The following is a 21,883-nucleotide window of genomic DNA, read 5'->3' on the forward strand; positions in this document are numbered from 1 at the left end:
GCTGCGGCAACGGCGGCTTTTTTCGGGTCAAGTGCGGTTAAATTTTCTTCGGTTTTTGATGCTGAGGTTTCTTGCGCAATCGTCTGATTTTCACTTTCTTCCCTTTGTTGACGGGCTAAACGGCGGGCTTTACGCAATGCCATCATATCCGTGTTATCCGGTAAAATTTCCCCTTTTTCCGTGTTGATGGTTTTAACTTGTGTCGGCTCTGTGGCGGCGGCTGCTTTTTTCGCTTTCAAGCGTTCAAGCGCCGCTTTCACCGGATCTTCACCTTGGGTTTTGGCTAATTCTTCGCGGCGTGCTTGTGCAGCACGTTGTGAACGGGCTTTGCGTTCTTGTTCTTCCCGTGCCATACGGGCTTGTTTGGCTTCAAAGCGAATTTTGGCTTCATCGGATTTCTTTTGTTTTTCTTTCAATTGCCAAATTTTGGCTTTTTCTTGTCGGAAATATTGAATAAGTGGAATGTGGCTTGGGCAAACATAAGCACAAACGCCACATTCAATGCAATCTTTTAAGGCATATTCTTCCGATTTCTTGTGATCTTCACTGCGTGCAAACCAATAAAGTTGCTGTGGCATAAGGTTAACCGGGCAGGCATCAGAACAACTGGAACAACGGATACAGGCTTGCTCCGCTTCGGGTTCGGCATATTCAAAATAATCCGGGGCAAGTAGGCAATTGACGATTTTGGTAACCGGTGCATTGAGATTAGGCAATGCCAGTCCCATCATTGGCCCACCTGCAAAAACAGGAAAACGTTCATCAAGTTGATAACCGGCGTGACGGAGTGCGTGATGAATAGGCGTGCCAAGGCGTACCCAATAATTACCTTTTTGTTGGATTTTATTACCCGTTAGGGTAACCACACGTTCAATTAACGGCTCGTCATTGATGACCGCTCTTTTTATGGCAAATACAGTGCCGATGTTGTGCATTAACACACCAATACTGGAGGAGCGTTCACCACTCGGGACTTCCATACCGGTGAGCAAATAAATGAGTTGTTTGGCTGCACCTGAGGGGTATTTTGTTGGAATAACACGCACTTCAATGTCATTAGCACCATGCAGTGCGTTATTGATGGCGTTGATCGCTTCAGGTTTATTGTCTTCAATGGCGATCACCACTTTTTCAGGGCGGAGGATATAACGTAAAATACGCACCCCTTCAATAATTTCATCGGCACGTTCTCGCATCAGGCGATCATCACAGGTGATATAGGGTTCACATTCTGCGCCATTAATGATGAGCAGTTTCACTTTTTTCTCGGCAGATTGAATTTTTGCCGCTGTAGGGAAGACAGCTCCCCCTAAACCGGCGATCCCGGCAAGGTAAATTTTTTCAATCAATTGCTCCGGAGTGAGTGTCAGAAAATCTTCAATAGGTTGGGCTTCAATAGCTTGATCCAGTCCATCGGCTTGTAAATGAATGGTTGGTTCATCCAATCCTGAGGGGTGAGCTGCAACATAAGGGGTGATGCTTTTAATCGTACCGGAAGTGGGCGCATGAACCGGCAGAATGCGTAGACCGTCACCTTGTGTTAAGGGCTGACCTTTTAAAACATAATCGCCAACGCTAACTAATAAATTGCCGGCAAGTCCGGCGTGCTGTTTGAGCGGAATATAAAAATCCGAACTTAGAGGAAGCGATTGAAGCGGTTGATGATTAGATTGATCTTTCATTTCAGGTGGATGAATTCCCCCTTTGAAATCCCAAATCTTACCGGAATTAAAACGAGATAATACGTCCGCCATTTATTCCCCCACAACCCATTTTTTTTCGCTGCCGTTCACATTCATGACCGGAATGACTAATTTTGCATCAAATTTCCAATCCCAACTGTTAAGATCTTTTTTTACCGGAATCATCGAAATACAATCGGTTGGGCAGGGGGCGATACAAAGTTCACAACCTGTGCAAAGATCAGGAATAACGGTATGCATGGCTTTATTTGTCCCAATAATGGCATCCACCGGACAGGCTTGGATACATTTGGTGCAACCGATACACATATTTTCATCAATGATTGCCACCATTTCTATGGGGTCTTCAACGCCCTCCATCGTAGGGACATCAACCCCTAAAATTTCTGCAATTTTCACCACGGTAGGTTGACCTCCGGGGATACATTTGGTGATGCTATCTCCGTTACAGATGGCTTCTGCATAGGGTTTACAGCCCGGATAACCGCACTGACCGCATTGGCTTTGGGGCAATATGGCATCAATTTTTTCTACGACAGGATCGGCTTCCACCTTTAATTTTAAGGAAGCGATGCCTAAAATCACACCAAAAATCAAGGCGAGTAGGCTGATGACGATAAGTAGCGTAGTCATTATTTCTTTCTTTTTCCTGAAAATTTTTGATAGAGCCCGATAAATAAAATCAGTACAGTGATCGCCATTAAAAGATAAATCATAGGATGAACAGTATTATTTGATAAGCCCGGCAAAGCCCATAAAGGCAAGCGACATTAGCCCTGCTGTTATCAACGCAATGGAGGCACCGCGAAATGCGATAGGCACATCTGCTGCCACCAAGCGCTCCCGCAATGCGGCAAAAAGCACTAAAACCAAGGCAAAGCCTAATGCTGCACCAAAACCATAAATGACCGATTCTGTTAAATTATGGGCAAGATTAACATTGAGTAAAGCGACACCAAGCACCGCACAGTTTGTCGTAATTAAAGGCAAGAAAATTCCAAGTAAACGATAAAGGGTGGGGCTGGTTTTATTGATCGCCATTTCGGTAAATTGCACGACAACCGCAATCACCAAAATAAAGATGAGCGTGCGTAAAAATGTGGCATTTAAAGGCAGAAGAATATAATGATCCACTAAGTATGAGCAAAGGGACGCCACAGTGAGCACAAAGGTGGTGGCTAACCCCATACCGATGGCGGTTTCAATTTTCTTTGATACCCCCATAAACGGGCATAGCCCGAGGAATTTCACCAGCACAAAGTTGTTAATCAATGCCGTACCGATAATCAATAAAATATAATCTGTCATGGTTATTTGCCTTTTCGATAAGGGCGCTATTATCCCTATTTATGGCGGGAAGAACAATAAGAAATTTGGGGTAGAATAGCGGAAAAGTGCGGTTGTTTTTTGTGTCGTTTTTGGGCTTATAGGAAAAGTGCGCTATGACTTTGTTTAACCATTTGATACTATCCGCATAATTTTACCGTTTTTAAATTAGAGAGGAATAAATGAAAATTGCCTTAGGTATTGAATATAACGGGCAACATTATTTTGGTTGGCAGCGACAAGAAAAGGTGCGTAGTGTGCAAGAAACACTGGAAAATGCGTTATCTTTTGTCGCGAACGAAAAAATTGAAGTATTTTGTGCCGGTCGAACGGATTCCGGCGTACATGGAACAGGGCAAGTGGTTCATTTTGAAACCCAGGCTATTCGCCCTGAAAAAGCCTGGGCATTCGGTACCAATGCCAATTTGCCTGATGATATTGCGGTGAAATGGGCAAAGGCAGTGGACGATGAATTTCACGCACGTTTTTCTGCCACAGCACGTCGCTACCGTTATCTTCTCTATTCTAATAAATTACGTTCAGCCATTTTACCGGCGGGCATTACCCATTGCCATTTGCCATTGAACGCAGAAAAAATGCACCAAGCAGGGCAATTTCTATTGGGTGAACATGATTTTTCTTCCTTCCGTGCCGCACAATGTCAATCCAATACACCTTGGCGAAATGTTCATCATCTTCATGTTGTGCAGAAAGGGGAATATATTATTGTTGATATTCAGGCTAATGCCTTTGTGCATCATATGGTGAGAAACATTGTCGGGAGTTTAATTGAGGTTGGCGCAGGGCATCAGCCCATTGAATGGATGAAATGGTTGTTAGAACAACGAGATCGGAAACTGGCTGCCCCCACCGCCAAACCGGATGGGCTTTATTTAGTGAAGGTGGTTTATCCTGAAAAATTTGCCATTCCCGAAAATAAATTAGGCCCGCTTTTTCTTGAAGACAGGCTGATTTAAAAGCTCGCGTTGTCTGACTAGCAAGGGCGGGCAAATTATGGTTTAATACGCAAGATTTTCTAGTGGATAAATAGGTAAAAATAATGAGCTGGATTAACCGAATTTTTAGTAAAAGCCCTTCTCCTTCAACACGCAAAGCCAATGTACCGGAAGGGGTTTGGACAAAATGTACTTCCTGTGAACAGGTGCTTTATAGCGAAGAGTTAAAACGCAATCTTTATGTCTGTCCGAAGTGTGATCATCATATGCGTATTGATGCTCGTGAGCGTCTTTTACGTTTGTTAGATGAAGGCTCAAGCCATGAAATTGCAGCGGAGTTAGAACCAAAAGATATTTTAAAATTCAAAGATTTAAAGAAATATAAAGATCGTATCACCGCGGCACAAAAAGAAACCGGTGAAAAAGATGCACTGATTACCATGACAGGGACACTTTACAATATGCCGATTGTGGTGGCTGCCTCAAATTTTGCTTTTATGGGAGGCTCAATGGGATCGGTTGTTGGCGCAAAATTTGTTAAAGCCGCTGAAAAAGCAATCGAACTGAATTGTCCTTTTGTTTGCTTTTCTGCCAGCGGGGGGGCGCGTATGCAAGAGGCGTTATTTTCCCTTATGCAAATGGCAAAAACCAGTGCAGTGCTTGCCAAAATGCGTGAAAAAGGCGTACCTTTTATTTCTGTTTTAACAGACCCGACTTTGGGTGGTGTTTCCGCAAGTTTTGCAATGTTGGGCGATCTGAACATTGCCGAGCCAAAAGCCTTAATTGGTTTTGCCGGCCCTCGTGTTATTGAGCAGACGGTTCGTGAGAAATTACCGGAAGGTTTCCAACGCAGTGAATTTTTATTGGAAAAAGGGGCGATTGATATGATTGTGAAACGGGGGGATATGCGCCATACGCTTGCAAGCGTATTAAGCAAATTAACGAATCAACCTTCCCCTTTTAGCGAGCCTGAATTAATTGAACATGAAGCCTAATATCAATTTAAAAGCCACTTCGCCACTCGCCGAGTGGCTTTCTTATTTGGAAAACAGTCATTTTAAAGCCATTGATCTCGGCTTGGAACGCATTAAATCCGTGGCAGAAAAGCTGGATCTTCTAAAGCCCGCACCTTATGTGATCACGGTGGGCGGGACGAATGGCAAGGGCACGACCTGTCGTTTATTAGAAACCCTTTTGCTTGCTCAGGGATGGCGTGTCGGGGTCTATTCATCACCGCATTTATTACGCTATAACGAGCGTGTGCGAATTCAAAACCAAGATTTACCCGATGAAGCACACACGGCTTCTTTTGCGTTTATCGAAGAAAATCGTACGGCATCTCTTACCTATTTTGAGTTTAGTACGCTCTCTGCCTTGCACTTATTTAAACAAGCGAATTTAGATGTGGTGATTTTAGAAGTGGGGCTGGGTGGACGATTAGATGCTACAAATATTGTAGATAGCCATTTGGCGGTGATCACCAGCATTGATATTGATCACACGGATTTTCTAGGCAATACCAGAGAGGCGATTGCCTTTGAAAAAGCCGGGATTTTCCGTAAAAATGCCCCGGTGGTGATTGGTGAGCCTAATGTGCCAAATTCGATGTTAGATGAGGCGGCTCATTTAGGTTGTCAGGTATCACGCAGAGGTGTGGATTGGTCATTTCAATCTTTGCCTGAAAGTTGGCAATGGCAAAGCCAAAAAGTGCGGTTAGAAAATCTCCCGTTTTGCCAAATTCCCCTAATGAATGCGGCTACCGCATTAGCGGTGGTGGAACAATTACCTTTCAACATTAGTGAAGAAACAATTCGTTATGCTTTACAAAATGTGGAATTAGTGGGGCGTTTTCAAACCCTTCATGCGGATAAAAGGGAAAACTTGGCGAAGTTATCTAATAAATCACCTAATGATTTACCAACAGTCATTCTTGATGTGGGGCATAACCCTCATGCTGCTGCTTATTTAGCTGAAAAATTAACCGCACTTAAAACTCAACGGCTGGGGCGGGTTATCGCCGTGTGCGGTATGTTGAAAGATAAAGATGCTGTAGGTGTTTTCACTCATCTTATTCCCCTTGTGGATGAATGGCATTGTGTTACCTTAGAAGGCGAGCGGGGACAATCCGGTGAAGATTTATTGGCAAAACTCACCGCATTTTCCCCTGATGCTAATGCCTTCGCAGCAAATTCTGTCATATCAGGTGTGGAAACGGCATTAAAAAGTGCAATAGAAAATGACATTGTTTTAATTTTCGGCTCATTTCATACCGTTGGTGAGTTTTGGGAAAAAATCATTTGATTGTAAAAAAGGGAGAAATTTCTCCCTTTTTTGTTTCCATTAGAAAGCACATTATAAAAAGTATCGTAGAAAAGTGCGGTCAATTTTTCTGATATTTTTGGAAATAGTCGTAAATTTGTGGCAGTAATTGTGTAATGAGATTTAATTGTTGAAACGGCAGAATAAACGCCTTGTTTTCAGCCGATAAGCTTTCTGTTTGGGCAGTATTTTTTAAGCTTGTTTCAATATTCTCATACAATTTTGCAAAGATCTCCGGGGAAAGCTTTTCAATGTTTTCAAGGGTATAAATGATTTTTTTCGCAGCCGGGTAGAAGCCGGATAAAAAGCTTTTGGTTTGCTGTAATTGACGCATTTTATCCCGATATGAGCCAAGGGCGGAAATATAGCTGAGCAAAGAATAGTTAATTTTGAGCAAATTAAAACCTTCTTGCAAATAGGCTTGATATTTCACCGGTTCATTACTCATATTTGAAATAACGGTGCTCAGTGCTGCATCATATTCGTGCGCATTACGGCGGGCAATACGATATTTTAAATCATCGGTTTTGCCAAATTGGAGCTGTCCGATAATGTGCAATAAATATTGCGCATCACTTTGAATGGCAAGTCGGCTGACTTTATCTAATTGCAAATATTTCCAATCCGGCCATAAATAGGAAACGGCAACCCAAGCAATCGCCGCCCCCAGTAGGGTATCAAGCAATCGAGGAAGCAGAGCAGCTTCAGTACTAAATCCCATCACATCAAAACTTAATAAAACTTGGAGTGTAATAAAGAAGGTAGAAAAGCTGTAATTATTGCTACGAAAGAAGAAAAAGAGGGTACAGGTGAGTACAATAAGCCCCAGTTTCAATTCAAGGGTTGGATTTAAATAGGGAAGTAGCGAGCCTACAATGACTCCTAAAATGGTGCCAATAATACGTTGGCGTAGGCGTGCTTTGGTGGCGGAATAATTGGGTTGACACACAAAAATAGCGGTGAGGAGAATCCAATAGCCAAGGTTAAATTGGAAAAAATCGACGATAGTACAACAGAGAAAAACCACAATGGATAAACGCACCGCATGGCGGAATAATTGCGATTCAAAGGTGAAATGACCGGCAATAGTGGAAAGCATATTTTTCAACCCGGTTACCTGTGCCGTATGAATTTGAGCCGGGGGCTCGTTGGTATTGGATTCTTGCTCTAACTGATTGAGCTGCAGGTTGATATTTTGTAGATTCTCTAACAAACTTTGAATATCAACGATAAGATTTTCATCATTTAACTGTTTGTGATGACAAAGTTCAAAGGATTGTAAGGTGCCATTTAGTGCCTTTTCTCGGCGTTGATCATGATAATAAGGTTTGTTGTGGCGTAAACTTTGGGCAACTTCTTGGCAAGCTTGGGCTTGTAATTCAAGCAGCCGCTGAATACGGAAAATTAAATCGGTATTTTTGAGTTTTTCAGCGATTTGATGATAGTCAAAATAGGTAGAGTTTGCCCGTTCGTGAATTTCTTGTGCCGCAAAATAATAGCGTACCATTTTTTGTGTACGAGGATGGCGATGTTGCCCTCTAATTCGATAAAACAAGGCGGTGCGGACAAGATTAAATGCGTTGACGACATTGGCATTTTTTAAGGCAAAATTGAGCTGCTTTTTTTCAATTTCTTCTATTTCATCGGGATCGAAAAACATAGATTTTGCATCTAAATATTCCCCTAAAGCACAAAAGGCTTTTGCAACATTTTCTTGCACAGGACGGTTGGGGAAAACAAGATGAACGATGAGGGTAACAGAACTATAAAGCAGCGTGCCGAGTAAAATCATCAGCGGATTGATAAAATCACTTTCTGAAGCATTGGGGTGGTAAGTGAGCGTAGTATAAAGGGCGACAACAAGGGAGCCAAAGGCAATGGTGCTATAACGTTGTCCTACTGCCCCGATCATAGTAAAAATGAACGTCAGAGCGGTCATTAATGCGATGTATTGAAAAGGTTTTCCAATATTGAGCTGAACAATAAAACTGGAAATGGCAAAAGCAATTAAGGTGTAGAAAATATTTTTTAAACGACCGGTTAAACGATTGTCGAGGTCTACTAAGCCGCCTGCGATAATCCCTAAAATTAACGGCATTGATTGGCTGGAAATATCAAAAAGCCAAACGCCGAAAGCGGCGAGGTTGACGGCGATAAATATTGGAATAGCAGCAATGACTTTTGCATTTAACCAGTTATTCATTTGAATCCTTACTAAAAGAGAAAAGTGAGCCTTATTGCTCACTTTTCGTTATCAAGTGCGGTTATTATTTATGGGATTTTGCCCAGTTTAAGAAACGGGTTTGGGTTTCTTTGTCCGCTTGTTGGAACCAGTATTGTAATTGTTGTTCTGCTACATTTTCACCTTGAACAACCACACGACCTTTTGTGGCTTTGCCATTTGTTGCCGGGGCAACCTCCATCATCGGTGCTACCGGCATGGTGGCTGCAGCAAAGGCAGGCACAGCTGCTGAGGAGCCGGAGGCGTTATAACCGGCTAAGTCATTCACCACATTGGCTGACGGGAATAAGCCTTCTTGTTTTAGTATATCAATTTTAGCGGGAATTTCTTGGCCCGAGGTGGTTTTGACCGTAATGACGGGCTCAGCCTTGAATTTTTCGGCATCGGCTTTAGTACGAAGTGTAGGGGCTGAAATCACCACATCTTCAGGCGAACCTTGGAACGTAACAATGATAGGATTTGATTCAAATAATGATTGGCTGGAACCGTTGCCAACAATTTCCCCCACACGAATTACAACTTGGTGGGTATTGGTATCATTTACATTGAATGAACGGGTTTCTTTTAAGAGGGATTTACTTGCTTTTTGTCCATCAATAGCCAAAAAATCAATATTTGATGAACCGGAAACCATCCCTGCCAAACTTACCGTGCTGACAAGTAATGCTGAGATGATGCCTAATGCAGCAGCCTGTAATTTCATAATTACTCCTTTATTGATGAATGAAATAAGAACCCTGCCTATGCTATGCTAATTTCTATCAAATGGAAATAGTAAAGTGCGGCTAAAAATGAAAAAATTTTTGCTTCTCTATAAGGCATAAGGTTTTGTTTTTTTGTGTTAAATTGGCGAGAGGATTTAGCAAGAAAGCATAACAGATTTTGACTTTAACACTGAGCGGCTAAGGCATACCCATGGGATGAAAGAGGGGAGATATGGCAAAACAATTTTTGATTTATGGCCGTGTACAGGGCGTAGGATTTCGTTATTTCACTTGGAAAGAGGCGGAAAAATTAGGGATAAAAGGGAGCGTAAGAAATCGTGATGATGGCTCTGTAGAGGTGATTGCACAGGGCACAAAAGCGCAATTACAGTTATTTGAACAATGGCTAAGAAAGGGGCCAAGAAGTGCCAAGGTGATGCAGATTAGCGTAAATGATCATCAGGATATTGAAACGGAAACTTTTTTAGTAATTCGTCGTTAAAACTGACCGCACTTTTGGTGAAAATGCTTGATTTTGCGTAAAATGCCCTCAGTTTATTGCCTCTGAATTTTTGTAAGGAAAACTATGCGTAATCAAACTAAACGTCATCTTGACGAACTCAAGCAAACCCTGCAACAGTTAGATTTATGGCAGGCGATGCCTCCGGCAGAGGAAGCATTTCTCAGTCAATCGCCTTTTTATTTAGATACGATGGAGCCACAAGAATGGTTGCAATGGGTGTTTATTCCACGCATGCAGGCATTGTTAGACAGCCATTCCCCTCTACCAAGTCAAATTGCGATTTCACCTTATATTGAAGAGGCGTTGAAAGAATTTGATGCGCTTGAGCAGTTGCTCAAATCTTTAGTGGCATTAGAAGAATTATTACAGAATCAATGATACTCGATATTCTATATCAAGATAAATGGCTGGTGGCAGTGAATAAACCTGCCGGTATGTTGGTGCATCGCAGCTGGTTGGATAGGCATGAAACGCAATTTGTCATGCAAACATTACGCAATCAAATCGGCTGCCATGTTTTTCCTATTCATCGCCTAGATCGCCCAACATCCGGTGTATTATTGTTTGCACTAGACCGTGAAATTGCTCATTTAATGTGTCAACAATTTGAACAAAAAGCAGTACAAAAATCTTATTTAGCTGTAGTGAGAGGTTATCTGGAAGGAAAGGGAAGAATTGATTATCCGTTAAAGGTTCAGTATGACAAAATTGCGGATAAATTTGTTCAAGAAGATAAAGCCCCGCAAGAGGCGTTAACCGATTATATTGTTTTAAAAACTGCAGAAATGCCTTATCCGGCAGGGCGCTATTTAACTGCACGTTATTCTTTGCTGCGTTTAATTCCCCATACGGGAAGAAAACATCAGTTGCGCCGGCATTGTAAACATATTTTTCATCCGATTTTAGGGGATACACAATATGGTGATTTACATCAAAATCGGGCATTAACGGAAAATACCGGTTGTAAGCGTTTATTATTACATGCAAAACAATTAAGTTTTATACATCCTGTTTTAGAGCATCGAATTACAATTAATGCGCCATTTGATGAACAATGGGAAAATTTAATGAAAATATTAGGGTGGGAAGAAAATGTTTGATATTCAATTAACACACGAAGAGCAACAAAAGGCTGTTGAAAAAATCCAAGCGCTTATGGCACAAGGGGTAAATAGTGGTGAGGCAATTCAAATTGTGGCAAAAGAATTGCGTGAATTATATGCAAAGTCGCCGGAAAATAGCAATATTTTGTGATCTCTATAGCATTTTTTAATATTGCTTGTTGCATAGAAACTCAAAATATTGAAATATTGCACACCAATAAAGGTGATAAGGCATTAGTCTTATTTGATTTATGATTGTATAGGCGAAGCCTAAAAGAGGTCTATTATGGAAATTGGTGTTGTTAAGTGGTTCAATAATGCGAAAGGATTTGGTTTTATTTCCGCAGAAGGCGTGGATGCTGATATTTTTGCACATTATTCTGTGATTGAAATGGATGGATATCGTTCACTGAAAGCAGGACAAAAAGTGCAGTTTGAAGTGATTCATGGTGATAAAGGATCTCACGCCACAAAAATTATTCCTGTCGTGGAATAATAAAGAATACCCATGAAGGTATTCTTAAATTTTCTCTATTTAGTCTAATGCAAAAGACAGGATTTACCACCCTGTCTTTTTTATTTCAATAAATTCTTTAGACTATTTTTCATTGCAGACATTTGGCTTTCATACAGTGCTTTGCTTTCCCGTTCATCAATCATATAGCTAATGGTTTCTGAAAGCGTCATCTTCATTTTCCGTGAATATTTTGACAGACGCAGCCAAACCGCATATTCCAAATCAATGGATTTCTTTTTCGTAGATTGTTTTTCAGCATTAAAAAAGCGTTTTCGTCTTGCACGAATTGCTTGATCCAGTTTAACTGGCAATGTTGAAGAAAGATGCTGTTTGATCCAATCTTCAATTTTTTCCGGATAGTTTTGGCTTTCAATGAGTATGTCAACGACCGATTCTTGCCGGCTTTTTTCTTCGTAGCGGGTAATATTTTCACCTTCACGGTGTTTACGAATTAGATAAAGCCATTTCCAGTTGGCTTCTTGATTTTCTAATTTTTGATATTTCATAGTGATGCCGTTTAGTGACGTGGTAACCCAAGTAATATACGCCCTTTACCTTAAATTTTCCAGCTGATTTTAACTATGCTCACAAATATGCGATAATGCAACCAATTTTACCAATGAGAAAACATCCGTGAGTTCATCTTTTTTTCGAGAACAATCTCTTTCTTGGGATGCTTTGCAACCCCAACTAACCACTACTGAAACTGAAATCTCACCCATGCTTGACTTTTGGGCATTGCAACCGAATGTAAGAAACGCGCTTTCTTTATTTTTGCGCAATCAAAACCGATCACTAATGGTACTGAAAGCAGATGATAAACCGGATTACGCCGCTTTATTGATGGCGTTTGTGCAGCAAACTTTGCCAAAAGTGCGGTCAGTTTTTGGCGTGAATTATGTAGTGGAGCAAGGGGATTCTTTTTCATTTCCGCATATTGAAGTAGAACCTGCCCAATCTTTAGAGGATAATTTTGCTACATCGGGAGAAGTGTTGAGTGCATTATATTGCGATCAATTCCAACTTTTTGGAAAGGTAAAAGTGCATCCCGGTTCGCAAGATATTCAGCTCACACCGGGGTTAATTCATCGTGCAAACGGCGGCGTGTTGATTTTAAGTGCTTCAACCTTGCTTGCTCAATTTGATTTATGGCAACGTTTGAAACATATTTTGCAAACGCAGCAATTTGATTGGTTTTCTGCCCATCCGTTTAAAACTTTACCTTGTGAAATTCCAAGTTATCCGCTTAACGTGAAAGTGATCATACTCGGTAATCGAGCCGAGCTTGCCACATTGGGTGAGCTAGAAGAGGATTTATACGACTTTGCCGATTATGCGGAAATTGAAAGTTATCTTTCCGTTGTGGATGTAAATGAGCAAAAAAATTGGGCAAGCTATGTTCAAAAAACAGCCAAAGAAAATAACTTAGAGTTGGATTTTTCTGCTGTAAATAAAATTTATCAGCTTTTAGTAAGAGAGAGCGAAAATCGTTTTTTAGTGAAGACTTCGCCTGCAACTTTAAAAAATATGCTGCTCAATGCGGCAATATTGGCGCAAAAAACAGATTTAAGTGCGGTCGATTTTGAGGCTGTTTTTCAACAACAAATTGCGCAACACGGTTTTTTAAAAGAACAAACCTATGCCGATATTTTAAACGAGCAAGTTTATGTGGAAACAGATGGAGAAATTGTCGGGCAGGTTAATGGTTTATCGGTGATTGAATATCCCGGTACGCCGGTGGCATTTGGCGAACCTTCCCGAATCAGCTGTATCGTGCAATTTGGCGATGGGGAAGTGATTGATGTGGAGCGAAAAAATGAGCTTGCCGGCAATATTCACAGCAAAGGTATGATGATTGCACAGGCTTGTTTGTCTAATATTTTGGAATTTCCTTCACAGTTACCCTTTTCCGCTTCTTTAGTGTTTGAACAATCTTATGGTGAAATTGATGGTGATAGTGCATCCCTTGCTATTTTCTGTGTGCTTGTGAGTGCCTTGGCAGATTTACCTTTACCACAATATATCGCTATGACGGGTTCGATTGACCAATTTGGATTGATTCACGCAGTTGGTGGGGTAAATGATAAAATTGAAGGTTTTTTCACTATTTGCCAACGCCGTGGTTTAACCGGTAAACAAGGCGTTATCATTCCGGCTACAACCATTCAGCAATTGAGTCTTTCTGAGGAAGTAGTAAGTGCGGTCAAAAATGGCGAGTTTTTTATTTTCCCTGTAGAAGATATTTATCAGGCTTGTGAATTGATTTTTCAGCGGGATCTGTTGGAAGAAGATAAAATTTACGAAGAAAGTAAAACGCCGATTTCTCGTTTAATTCAACGAAGAATTGATATTCGAGCCGAACCTGTTAAGAAAGGTTTTCTTGATTTCTTACGATTTTAGCGATAAAGAGCGAACAAGGGTTCGCTTTTTTTATAATTTAAATTCATTTACGGGAGACTGATCGGACAAGTTCGGCGAACAAGTGTTTATTGTTTACAGTTTTTATTATTCCTTTTAGAATGCTTAAAATCAGTGATGAGCTGGGTTTTGATAATACATAAGGAATAAAAATGCAAAACACTTGTACACCAAATAAAAAAGAAAGCTATACCTACGAAGATTTACTTGCCTCCGGTCGTGGCGAATTATTTGGTGCAGAGGGGCCACAGCTTCCTGCACCAACAATGCTGATGATGGATCGCATTGTTAAAATGACAGAAAATGGCGGTGCTTTTGATAAAGGCTATATTGAGGCTGAATTAGATATTCACCCAAATTTGCCTTTCTTTGCTTGCCATTTTATCGGTGATCCTGTTATGCCGGGTTGCTTAGGTTTAGATGCAATGTGGCAACTTGTCGGTTTTTTCCTTGGTTGGATTGGCGGCAAAGGTAAGGGACGCGCATTAGGAGTGGGGGAAGTGAAATTTATCGGTCAAATTTTGCCAACGGCGAAGAAAGTGATTTACCGTATTAATATGAAACGTGTGATTAATCGTAAATTGGTTATGGGCTTGGCAGACGGTGAAGTTGAAGTAGATGGACGGGTGATCTATTCCGCAACAGATCTCAAAGTGGGACTATTTCAAGATACATCGAATTTTTAATTTCATCCAAATTGTGTCTTATATGTTAATAACTCGTTGTAAGTAGATTTTCATCAAGTCCAGATTTAACAAAGGAAAATGAATCATAAAATATGATTTATGTCACAAAAATATAACATTCTGCTTTTTTTGTTAAATATTTTTCTCTAAAATCAGCAAGCATTATTTGTTGTGTTAGAGGAGGGCTTATGGCTCTGTTTTTAAGTATTTTTCCTATTGTTTTACTTATCTATTTAATGGTGAAGCGCAACGCTTTGCCTTCTTATCTTGCGTTACCTTGGATTGCGGTTGTCGTTCTCATTATTCAATTAATCTTTTTTGGCACGGATATTAGCATTGTGAGTGCGAATATTGCTTCTGCATTGGTCGCAGTTCAAACACCAATTACCGTTATTTTCGGTGCAATTTTATTTAATCGTTTCTCGGAAGTATCCGGTGCAACAGATATTTTGCGTAAATGGCTCGGCAACATTAATCCTAACCCGGTGGCACAAATTATGATTATCGGATGGGCATTTGCATTTATGATTGAAGGTGCAAGCGGGTTTGGTACACCGGCAGCGATTGCAGCACCGATCTTAGTAGGGTTAGGCTTTCCACCGTTACGGGTTGCGATGTTGGCATTAGTGATGAACTCTGTGCCGGTTTCATTTGGAGCGGTGGGAACACCTACTTGGTTTGGATTTGGTCCTTTGCAATTGGCGGAAGCCCAGATTTTAGAAATCGGTTCAATGACCTCATTAATCCACGCTTTTGCCGCATTGGTTATTCCATTAATGGCATTAAGCTTAATTGTCAGTTGGACTGAGATTCGCAAAAACCTCATTTTTATTTATATTAGTGTGTTTGCTTGCGTGATCCCATATATGTTATTGGCACAAGTGAACTATGAATTTCCATCTTTGGTTGGTGGGGCAATTGGCTTATTTGTCTCTGTGATTGTAGCAAATAAAGGAATTGGATTGGCTAAAGTGGAGAATACATTAGAAGGCTCTTCGGTTTCTCTTGCTCAGGTCGCCAAAGCATTATTTCCAACCGGGATGCTTATCGCCATTTTAATTGTGACACGAATTCAACAATTACCGTTTAAAGCTATGATGAATGATGCGACTTCTTGGTTTAGTGCGCAGCTCGGTTCGCTTGGTTTATTTGATGTCAGTTATGGCTTGATTTTTAGTTTAAAAAATATTTTTGGTACATCAATTAACGCCAGTTATAAATTGCTTTATGTGCCGGCGTTCATTCCATTTGTTGTTACCGTATTAATTGCTGTGCCGGTGTTTGCTTTATCAATGTCAAAAACAAAAGATATTTTTGTGACGAGTTTTAAACAAACTAAGAATCCGTTTTTTGCTTTAGTCGGTGCATTGGTGATGGTGAATTTAATGCTGGTAGGGGGCGATAATTCAATGGTTAAAATTATCGGTCAAAGTTTTGCTCACGCAACGGGGGAATACTGGACATTGTTTGCCTCTTATCTCGGTGCTGTTGGGGCATTTTTCTCCGGTTCCAATACCGTGTCTAACTTAACTTTTGGTAGTGTTCAACTTTCTACGGCAGAATTAACCGGGCTTTCAGCCACTTTAATTCTTGCATTACAATCTGTTGGTGGCGCTATGGGAAATATGGTGTGCATTAATAATATTGTTGCCGTGAGTTCAGTATTGAATATTGACAAACAGGAAGGCACGATCATTAAGAAAACCGTTGTTCCAATGATCATTTATGGCATTATTGCTGCCTTAGTGGCACTTTTCATTATCCCGATATTCTATGCGGTATAGTCGAGTTAATAGGGATTAAAAGAACAAGCGGTTTTGTTTGTGAATCAATTTGAAAACATTCCGCTTGTTTTTATTTGTATTTTTTATACGGAGTGATTATGAATGTTAATTTTTATGTGACCTGTATTGCCGATGTCGTAAAAGCCGGTGTGGCGAAAAACACTGTGTTATTACTGGAAAAATTAGGATGTCAGGTTATTTTTCTCGAAAAACAAGGGTGCTGTGGACAACCAGCATTAAACAGTGGTTATACCAAACAAGCCCTACCGGGGATGAAAAATTTAGTGGAAACTTTTGAAGTCAATGATTATCCCATTGTCGCACCGGCAGGATCTTGTGTTTCAGCGATTAAACATTATGCAGAATATTTCGAACAATGTGGTGAACCACAATGGGCAAAACGTGCTGAAAATGTTGCAAAACGTTTTTATGATCTTACCGATTTTATTGTGAATGTCTTAGGCATCACCGATGTCGGCGCAAGTTTACCGGGGAAGGCGGTTTATCATCCTTCTTGCAGCCTTTTCCGTAAATTAGGGATTGTTAATGAACCTTTGGCATTGCTCGAAAAGGTAAAAGGTTTGGAATTATTACCGATTAAAAATCAACAAACGTGCTGTGGTTTTGGGGGAACATTCTCGGTAAAAATGGCAGAAATTTCCGGCGAAATGGTGACGGAAAAAGTTGAACATATTGCAGAAGTTGAACCGGATTATCTTATCGGTGCCGATGTCAGTTGTTTACTGAATATTGGCGGTCGTTTAAGTAGAGAAGGGAAAAATATCAAAGTCATGCATATTGCCGAAGTGTTGATGCAGGAGGGAAAGTAGTATGTCATTAAAAACCAGTAATCTGGCGTTTAAAAAGCGTGTAGATAATCAAATTCACAATGAAGTGATGCGTAAAGCCGTTGTAAAAGCACAAGAAACGATTGGGGCGAACCGTCAAAAAATGGTGGATGAGCTAGGCCACTGGGAAGAATGGCGTGATTTGTCTAAACAGATCCGTAATCATGTTTTAGCCAATTTAGATGCTTATCTCTACCAATTAAGCGAAAAAGTCCAACAAAATGGCGGGAAAGTTTATTTTGCAGAAACCGCAGAAGAGGCCACGGCTTATATTCGTCAAATCGCCTTAGAAAAACAAGCGAAAAAGATTGTGAAATCAAAATCGATGGTGACAGAAGAAATCGGTTTGAATGGAGTTTTAGAGAAAGAAGGCATCAAAGTCGTTGAAACGGATTTAGGCGAATATTTGTTACAAATTGTAGGGGACAAACCCTCTCATATTGTTGTTCCGGCAATACATAAAGATCGTCACAAGATCCGTCAAGAATTACATGAACAATTAGGCTACAACGGTTCTGAAACACCGGAAGAAATGACGGCGTTTATTCGTCAGGTGATCCGTAAAGATTTCTTAGAGGCGGATATTGGTATTAGTGGTTGTAATTTTGCCGTAGCGGAAACCGGTTCTGTTTGTTTGGTGACTAACGAGGGAAATTTACGTTTAGCGACAACCGTACCCAAAACCCATATTGCGGTGATGGGAATGGAGCGATTAGCACCGACTTTCAAAGAAGTAGATGTGCTGATTACCATGTTGGCTCGCAGTGCTGTGGGTGCCAAATTGACCGCTTATAATACTTGGTTGACAGGCCCTCGATTAGCAGGAGAAACAGATGGGCCGGAAGAATTCCATTTGGTTATTGTAGATAATGGACGTTCTGAAATCCTAGAGAGTGAATTTAAAGAAGTATTGCGCTGCATTCGCTGTGGTGCTTGTTTAAACACTTGTCCGGCATATCGCCAAATTGGTGGGCATGGTTATGGATCGATTTATCCGGGGCCTATCGGTTCTGTGATTTCGCCACTACTTGGGGGATATGAGGAATTTAAAGAATTGCCTTATGCTTGCTCGTTATGTACGGCTTGTAATTCAGTCTGTCCGGTAAAAATTCCATTGGCACAGCTTATTTTGAAACATCGTGAACATATGGCACAAACGGGGATTACGCCTGCTACAGAACGTTTGTCTATTTTTGGTTTCACCTTTGCTAATGCGCATCCTGCGGTGTGGAAAGTGGGGGTCAATATGGGGGCAAAAATGGCTGGAAAACTCATTAAAAATGGCAAAGCGCCGCTACAAATCGGGGCGTTGGGCGAATGGACAAAAGCACGGGATTTACCAACCCCGGAAGGTCAAAGCTTCCGTGAATGGTTTAAAAATAGAGGATAAGCAAGATGGATTTACAAAATCGTGAACAATTTTTAACGAAATTAGCGAAACGGATGGGGAAATCAACTTGGCAAACTTCACCTAAACCTATGCCGGAGTTGGTAAATAATTATCCGATGACACGTTTAACCGAACTCACCCAAGAGCAATTATGCAATGAGTTTATCAACTTTGCGAAAGTGATGATGGCCGATGTGGTGGTGGCACAAGAAAGTGCAATTGAACAAGCGATTGTTGAAATTTGTGAAAAATATGGTGGCGGTCAAATTATTTTAAATAATGATCCCCGCCTTGCAGAGCTTGGGGTGATTTCTGCGATTGAAGGCAAATACGATCACTATATTTGGGATGAAACCAAAGGTGAGAGCAATATCCAGTATGCTGAAAAAGCGAATATTGGTATTGTTTATGGTGAATATGGTCTTGCAGAATCCGGCGGTATCGTATTATTTTCAGACAAACAATTTGGCCGTTCCGTGAGTTTATTACCGGAAAAATCCATTGTGGTGGTTCGTAAAAGTTGTGTATTACCGAGGGTCGCACAATTAGCAAAAATTTTGGATGATAAGTCGAAACAAGGAGAGAGAATGCCGTCTTGTGTCAATATCATTTCAGGTCCTAGTGCTACCGCAGATATTGAATTAATCAAAGTGGTGGGGGTGCATGGCCCGGTGTCTAAAATTTATTTAGTGATTGACGATCTATAATTCCTTAGAAAAGCTTACCTTCGGGTAAGCTTTTTTACCATTGAAAATTAAACACTAGGTTCATCCACAATATCCAAAAATTCAGCGTCTAACAATTTCGCTAAATCCTTTGCTGCCAGTTCCACACTCAATCCTCGTTTTCCACCCGAAACATAAATGGTTTCAAAAGTAAGTGCGGTTGAATTAATGACTGTTTTTAGCTGTTTCTTTTGTCCAAGGGGGCTAATTCCGCCTACTAAATAGCCCGTGCTTTTTTGCGCAAAATCTTTATCTGCCATTTCCACTTTTTTCGCCCCAATGGCTTTGGCGGCTTTTTTGAGATTTAGCATATTGGCTGTGGGTAAAACAAAACAGGCCAGTTTCTTTTGATCTCCGTTTTCAGCCACCAGTAACGTTTTGAAAGAACGATGAGGCGAAATCCCTAGTTTTTCCGCGGCTTCATCACCGAAATGTGTGTTGTTGGGATTGTGATCATAAGTATGAAGTATAAAAGGAATTTTTTGTTTTTTAAGTAAATCAATTGCCGGTGTCATTTTATTTCTGGCCCTTTTTTTGTAGAATGAAAGGCTTATTCTATAGCGGAGAAAAAAATGGATGCAAGCCTAAATATTGCCATTGCGGCAGAATTTGAATTGTGTGAACGTGTTGCTTTTGCCTTAGAAGACAGTGATCTCAATATAGAACAACTCAACATTGTTGAAATTTATCCTTTTGAAGAAGAAGGAATTCGTTTTAAAAATAAAGCGGTTGCACAATATTCCCCAGAGGAAATGGATTGGCGTGAGGTGGATTATCTCTTTTTTGCAGGCTCGGTAGAACAGGCCGCCTATATCGCAGATGCCGCAGAACAGGGGTGTATTGTTATTGATATGAAAGGCATTTGCAGTACACTTTCTGATGTACCGGTGGTTGTGCCAACGATTAATGAGGCGGATCTTGTTGAATTAAGACAACGTCGTATTGTGAGTTTACCGGACCCTCAAGTCAGCCAATTGGCTTTAGCGGTTTACCCTTTATTACAAACCGCCTCGCTTACAGGCATTTTTGCCACCACCTTACTCCCGGCTTCTTATCAAAACGTAGAAACGGTAACAAAACTTGCAGGGCAAACCGCCCGATTACTTAATGGTATTCCCTTAGAAGATAAGGAAACCCGTTTAGCCTTTGATGTGTATCCACACAATAGCTCATCATTATCACAGCAATTTCAAAAGATTTTTCCCCAAATCGACAGCGTTGTATTTCATGCTGTTCAAGTCCCGGTGTTTTATGGTATGGCACAAAAAGTCAGCCTACTTTCAGATTATGCGCTCGATTTCCAAGCGCAAGAAAGTGAGCTGGTAGAGTATCATGATAACCTGATTACACCGGTGATGAGTGGTGAAATTGAGAGTGAGATTTCCCAGGTGAAACTGCATATCAGCCAAGTCAATGGGGTGGAAAATGGGATTGAATTTTGGACGGTAGGCGATGATCAACGTTTTCATCTCGCCTGCCTTTCAGTGAAGTTATTAGAAGCCATTTATCATCAAGGTTATTAATTTTTAAGGAACAACTATGTTAGAACGACTTTTCAAATTGCGTGAAAAAGGGTCGAACCCGAAAACCGAAATTATCGCCGGGATCACCACCTTTTTTACCATGGTTTATATTGTCTTTGTCAACCCATCCATATTAGGCGATGCCGGTATGGACAAACAAGTGGTGTTTGTGACGACCTGTTTAATTGCCGGTATAGGGACAATGGCGATGGGGTTATTCAGTAATTTACCTATCGCCCTTGCACCGGCAATGGGGCTGAATGCTTTTTTTGCTTATGTGGTTGTAGGCAAATTAGGCTATTCATGGGAAATTGGTATGGGGACGATTTTCTGGGGATCGGTTGGATTATTGGTGCTTACCCTGTTGCAAGTGCGTTATTGGCTAATGGCGTCGATCCCCTTGAGTATTCGTGTGGGAATTGGTGCGGGAATTGGTTTTTTTATCGCATTAATTGGTTTTAAAAATATGGGATTGGTGGTCGCCAACCCTGCCACATTAGTGGCGCTGGGGGATTTACACGATTCTAAAGTGCTACTGGGTATATTGGGCTTCTTTATTATTGTGGTATTGGCTGCCCGCAACATTTTTTCAGGGGTATTGATTTCTATTGCTGTGGTCACCGGGCTTGCCCTTTGGTTAGATGACAATGTGATGTTCAACGGCATTATTTCTCTGCCCCCGGCATTAGATACAGTGGTGGGTAAAGTGGATATTGCCGGTGCGTTAGATACCGCATTGCTTGGCATTATTTTTTCATTTTTATTAGTCAATTTATTCGACTCTTCCGGTACTTTATTAGGCGTCACCGATAAAGCCGGCATTAGTGACGAACAAGGTCGCTTTCCAAAAATGAAACAAGCCTTACTGGTGGACAGTATGAGTGCCGTGGGCGGTTCCTATATCGGTACTTCAGCCATCAGTACTTATATCGAAAGTGGGGCAGGCGTTTCCGTGGGCGGGCGCACCGGTTTAACGGCGGTGACCGTGGGGGGGCTATTTTTACTGACGATTTTCTTCTCGCCGCTCACCGCTGTCGTGCCAACTTATGCCACGGCCGGTGCATTGGTTTATGTGGGGATTTTAATGGCATCCAGCCTCATTCGTGTGTCATGGGA

The 21,883-nt window shown here is 41.1% G+C and carries 23 protein-coding genes; 16 read left to right on the forward strand and 7 right to left on the reverse strand.

The genetic code is table 11. The features are described from left to right. From rsxC to rsxA, 3 genes are all read right to left on the reverse strand, one after another. Positions 1-1,754: electron transport complex subunit RsxC (gene rsxC / locus BKK52_RS00250; RefSeq protein ID WP_077477446.1), on the reverse strand; the 1,754-nt coding region annotated here is incomplete at its 3' end. Continuing rightward, positions 1,755-2,336: an electron transport complex subunit RsxB gene (gene rsxB, locus BKK52_RS00255; protein WP_077477447.1), complete on the reverse strand. Its 582-nt coding sequence runs from the start codon at positions 2,334-2,336 to the stop codon at positions 1,755-1,757. Positions 2,337-2,432: 96 nt separating this feature from the next. After that, positions 2,433-3,011: an electron transport complex subunit RsxA gene (gene rsxA / locus BKK52_RS00260; protein WP_077477448.1), complete on the reverse strand. Its 579-nt coding sequence runs from the start codon at positions 3,009-3,011 to the stop codon at positions 2,433-2,435. Between the two features lie 200 nt (positions 3,012-3,211). Between rsxA and truA the strand changes: the two genes are divergently transcribed. The 3 genes from truA to folC all read left to right on the forward strand — a co-directional run bounded on the left by truA (position 3,212) and on the right by folC (position 6,286). Next, positions 3,212-4,006, forward strand: coding sequence for a tRNA pseudouridine(38-40) synthase TruA (gene truA / locus BKK52_RS00265; protein ID WP_077477449.1), 795 nt, complete (start codon positions 3,212-3,214; stop codon positions 4,004-4,006). A gap of 83 nt (positions 4,007-4,089) precedes the next feature. Further along, positions 4,090-4,980, forward strand: coding sequence for an acetyl-CoA carboxylase, carboxyltransferase subunit beta (gene accD, locus BKK52_RS00270; RefSeq protein ID WP_077421334.1), 891 nt, complete (start codon positions 4,090-4,092; stop codon positions 4,978-4,980). A 1-nt stretch (position 4,981) separates the two neighbouring features. Continuing rightward, positions 4,982-6,286 (forward strand): bifunctional tetrahydrofolate synthase/dihydrofolate synthase, encoded by a 1,305-nt coding sequence (folC, locus tag BKK52_RS00275; RefSeq protein ID WP_077477458.1) that lies wholly within the window; start codon positions 4,982-4,984, stop codon positions 6,284-6,286. A gap of 79 nt (positions 6,287-6,365) precedes the next feature. Here folC and yccS read toward each other — a convergent pair whose 3' ends face one another. Continuing rightward, complete coding sequence (yccS, locus tag BKK52_RS00280; RefSeq protein WP_077477450.1) at positions 6,366-8,507, reverse strand: YccS family putative transporter; 2,142 nt, start codon at positions 8,505-8,507, stop codon at positions 6,366-6,368. Positions 8,508-8,571: 64 nt separating this feature from the next. Continuing rightward, entirely contained in the window at positions 8,572-9,249 is a 678-nt protein-coding gene (locus tag BKK52_RS00285) for a curli polymerization inhibitor CsgI-related protein (protein ID WP_077421337.1), read from the reverse strand. A 233-nt stretch (positions 9,250-9,482) separates the two neighbouring features. Between BKK52_RS00285 and BKK52_RS00290 the strand changes: the two genes are divergently transcribed. From BKK52_RS00290 to cspD, 5 genes are all read left to right on the forward strand, one after another. After that, positions 9,483-9,752 (forward strand): acylphosphatase, encoded by a 270-nt coding sequence (locus tag BKK52_RS00290; protein WP_077421338.1) that lies wholly within the window; start codon positions 9,483-9,485, stop codon positions 9,750-9,752. Between the two features lie 84 nt (positions 9,753-9,836). After that, positions 9,837-10,151 (forward strand): YqcC family protein, encoded by a 315-nt coding sequence (locus tag BKK52_RS00295; protein ID WP_077421339.1) that lies wholly within the window; start codon positions 9,837-9,839, stop codon positions 10,149-10,151. After that, positions 10,151-10,873 carry a tRNA pseudouridine(65) synthase TruC gene (gene truC, locus BKK52_RS00300; protein WP_077473834.1) on the forward strand — a complete coding sequence of 241 codons (723 nt, stop codon included), beginning with the start codon at positions 10,151-10,153 and terminating at the stop codon, positions 10,871-10,873. Before BKK52_RS00295 ends, truC begins: the two co-directional genes overlap by 1 nt. Continuing rightward, positions 10,866-11,027 (forward strand): YoaH family protein, encoded by a 162-nt coding sequence (locus BKK52_RS00305; RefSeq protein ID WP_077421341.1) that lies wholly within the window; start codon positions 10,866-10,868, stop codon positions 11,025-11,027. The genes truC and BKK52_RS00305 overlap by 8 nt, the downstream gene beginning before the upstream one ends. Before the next feature lie 135 nt (positions 11,028-11,162). Further along, positions 11,163-11,372, forward strand: a complete 210-nt coding sequence (gene cspD / locus BKK52_RS00310; protein WP_077421342.1) for a cold shock domain-containing protein CspD — start codon at positions 11,163-11,165, stop codon at positions 11,370-11,372. 80 nt (positions 11,373-11,452) lie between these two features. Here the strand turns inward: cspD and matP are convergent, their stop codons facing one another. Next, positions 11,453-11,899 carry a macrodomain Ter protein MatP gene (gene matP / locus BKK52_RS00315; protein WP_077421343.1) on the reverse strand — a complete coding sequence of 149 codons (447 nt, stop codon included), beginning with the start codon at positions 11,897-11,899 and terminating at the stop codon, positions 11,453-11,455. Between the two features lie 127 nt (positions 11,900-12,026). On the opposite strand from matP, the gene BKK52_RS00320 reads away from it, so the two are divergent. From BKK52_RS00320 to BKK52_RS00345, 6 genes are all read left to right on the forward strand, one after another. Beyond that, positions 12,027-13,793 carry an AAA family ATPase gene (locus tag BKK52_RS00320; protein WP_077421344.1) on the forward strand — a complete coding sequence of 589 codons (1,767 nt, stop codon included), beginning with the start codon at positions 12,027-12,029 and terminating at the stop codon, positions 13,791-13,793. Positions 13,794-13,963: 170 nt separating this feature from the next. Further along, positions 13,964-14,497, forward strand: coding sequence for a 3-hydroxyacyl-[acyl-carrier-protein] dehydratase FabA (fabA, locus tag BKK52_RS00325; protein WP_077421345.1), 534 nt, complete (start codon positions 13,964-13,966; stop codon positions 14,495-14,497). Positions 14,498-14,685: 188 nt separating this feature from the next. Continuing rightward, the gene (locus BKK52_RS00330) at positions 14,686-16,281 is read left to right on the forward strand and encodes a lactate permease LctP family transporter (RefSeq protein WP_077477451.1); all 1,596 of its coding nucleotides are present in this window, start codon (positions 14,686-14,688) and stop codon (positions 16,279-16,281) included. Between the two features lie 98 nt (positions 16,282-16,379). Then, positions 16,380-17,111: a (Fe-S)-binding protein gene (locus BKK52_RS00335; RefSeq protein WP_077477452.1), complete on the forward strand. Its 732-nt coding sequence runs from the start codon at positions 16,380-16,382 to the stop codon at positions 17,109-17,111. A gap of 1 nt (position 17,112) precedes the next feature. Next, a complete protein-coding gene (locus BKK52_RS00340; RefSeq protein WP_077477453.1) occupies positions 17,113-18,519 on the forward strand; it encodes a LutB/LldF family L-lactate oxidation iron-sulfur protein in 1,407 nt (468 codons plus the stop codon). A gap of 5 nt (positions 18,520-18,524) precedes the next feature. Further along, positions 18,525-19,226: a LutC/YkgG family protein gene (locus BKK52_RS00345; RefSeq protein WP_077477454.1), complete on the forward strand. Its 702-nt coding sequence runs from the start codon at positions 18,525-18,527 to the stop codon at positions 19,224-19,226. Positions 19,227-19,273: 47 nt separating this feature from the next. Here BKK52_RS00345 and ybaK read toward each other — a convergent pair whose 3' ends face one another. Beyond that, positions 19,274-19,759 carry a Cys-tRNA(Pro) deacylase gene (gene ybaK / locus BKK52_RS00350; RefSeq protein ID WP_077477455.1) on the reverse strand — a complete coding sequence of 162 codons (486 nt, stop codon included), beginning with the start codon at positions 19,757-19,759 and terminating at the stop codon, positions 19,274-19,276. 57 nt (positions 19,760-19,816) lie between these two features. Here ybaK and BKK52_RS00355 point away from each other — a divergent pair, with 57 nt between their 5' ends. Next, the gene (locus BKK52_RS00355) at positions 19,817-20,767 is read left to right on the forward strand and encodes an oxidoreductase (RefSeq protein ID WP_077477456.1); all 951 of its coding nucleotides are present in this window, start codon (positions 19,817-19,819) and stop codon (positions 20,765-20,767) included. Positions 20,768-20,783: 16 nt separating this feature from the next. Further along, the coding region (locus tag BKK52_RS00360; protein ID WP_077477457.1) for an NCS2 family permease at positions 20,784-21,883 on the forward strand (1,100 nt) is incomplete at its 3' end.

Origin of the sequence: Rodentibacter trehalosifermentans, assembly GCF_002000545.1 — a bacterium.
Lineage (GTDB): Bacteria > Pseudomonadota > Gammaproteobacteria > Enterobacterales > Pasteurellaceae > Rodentibacter > Rodentibacter trehalosifermentans.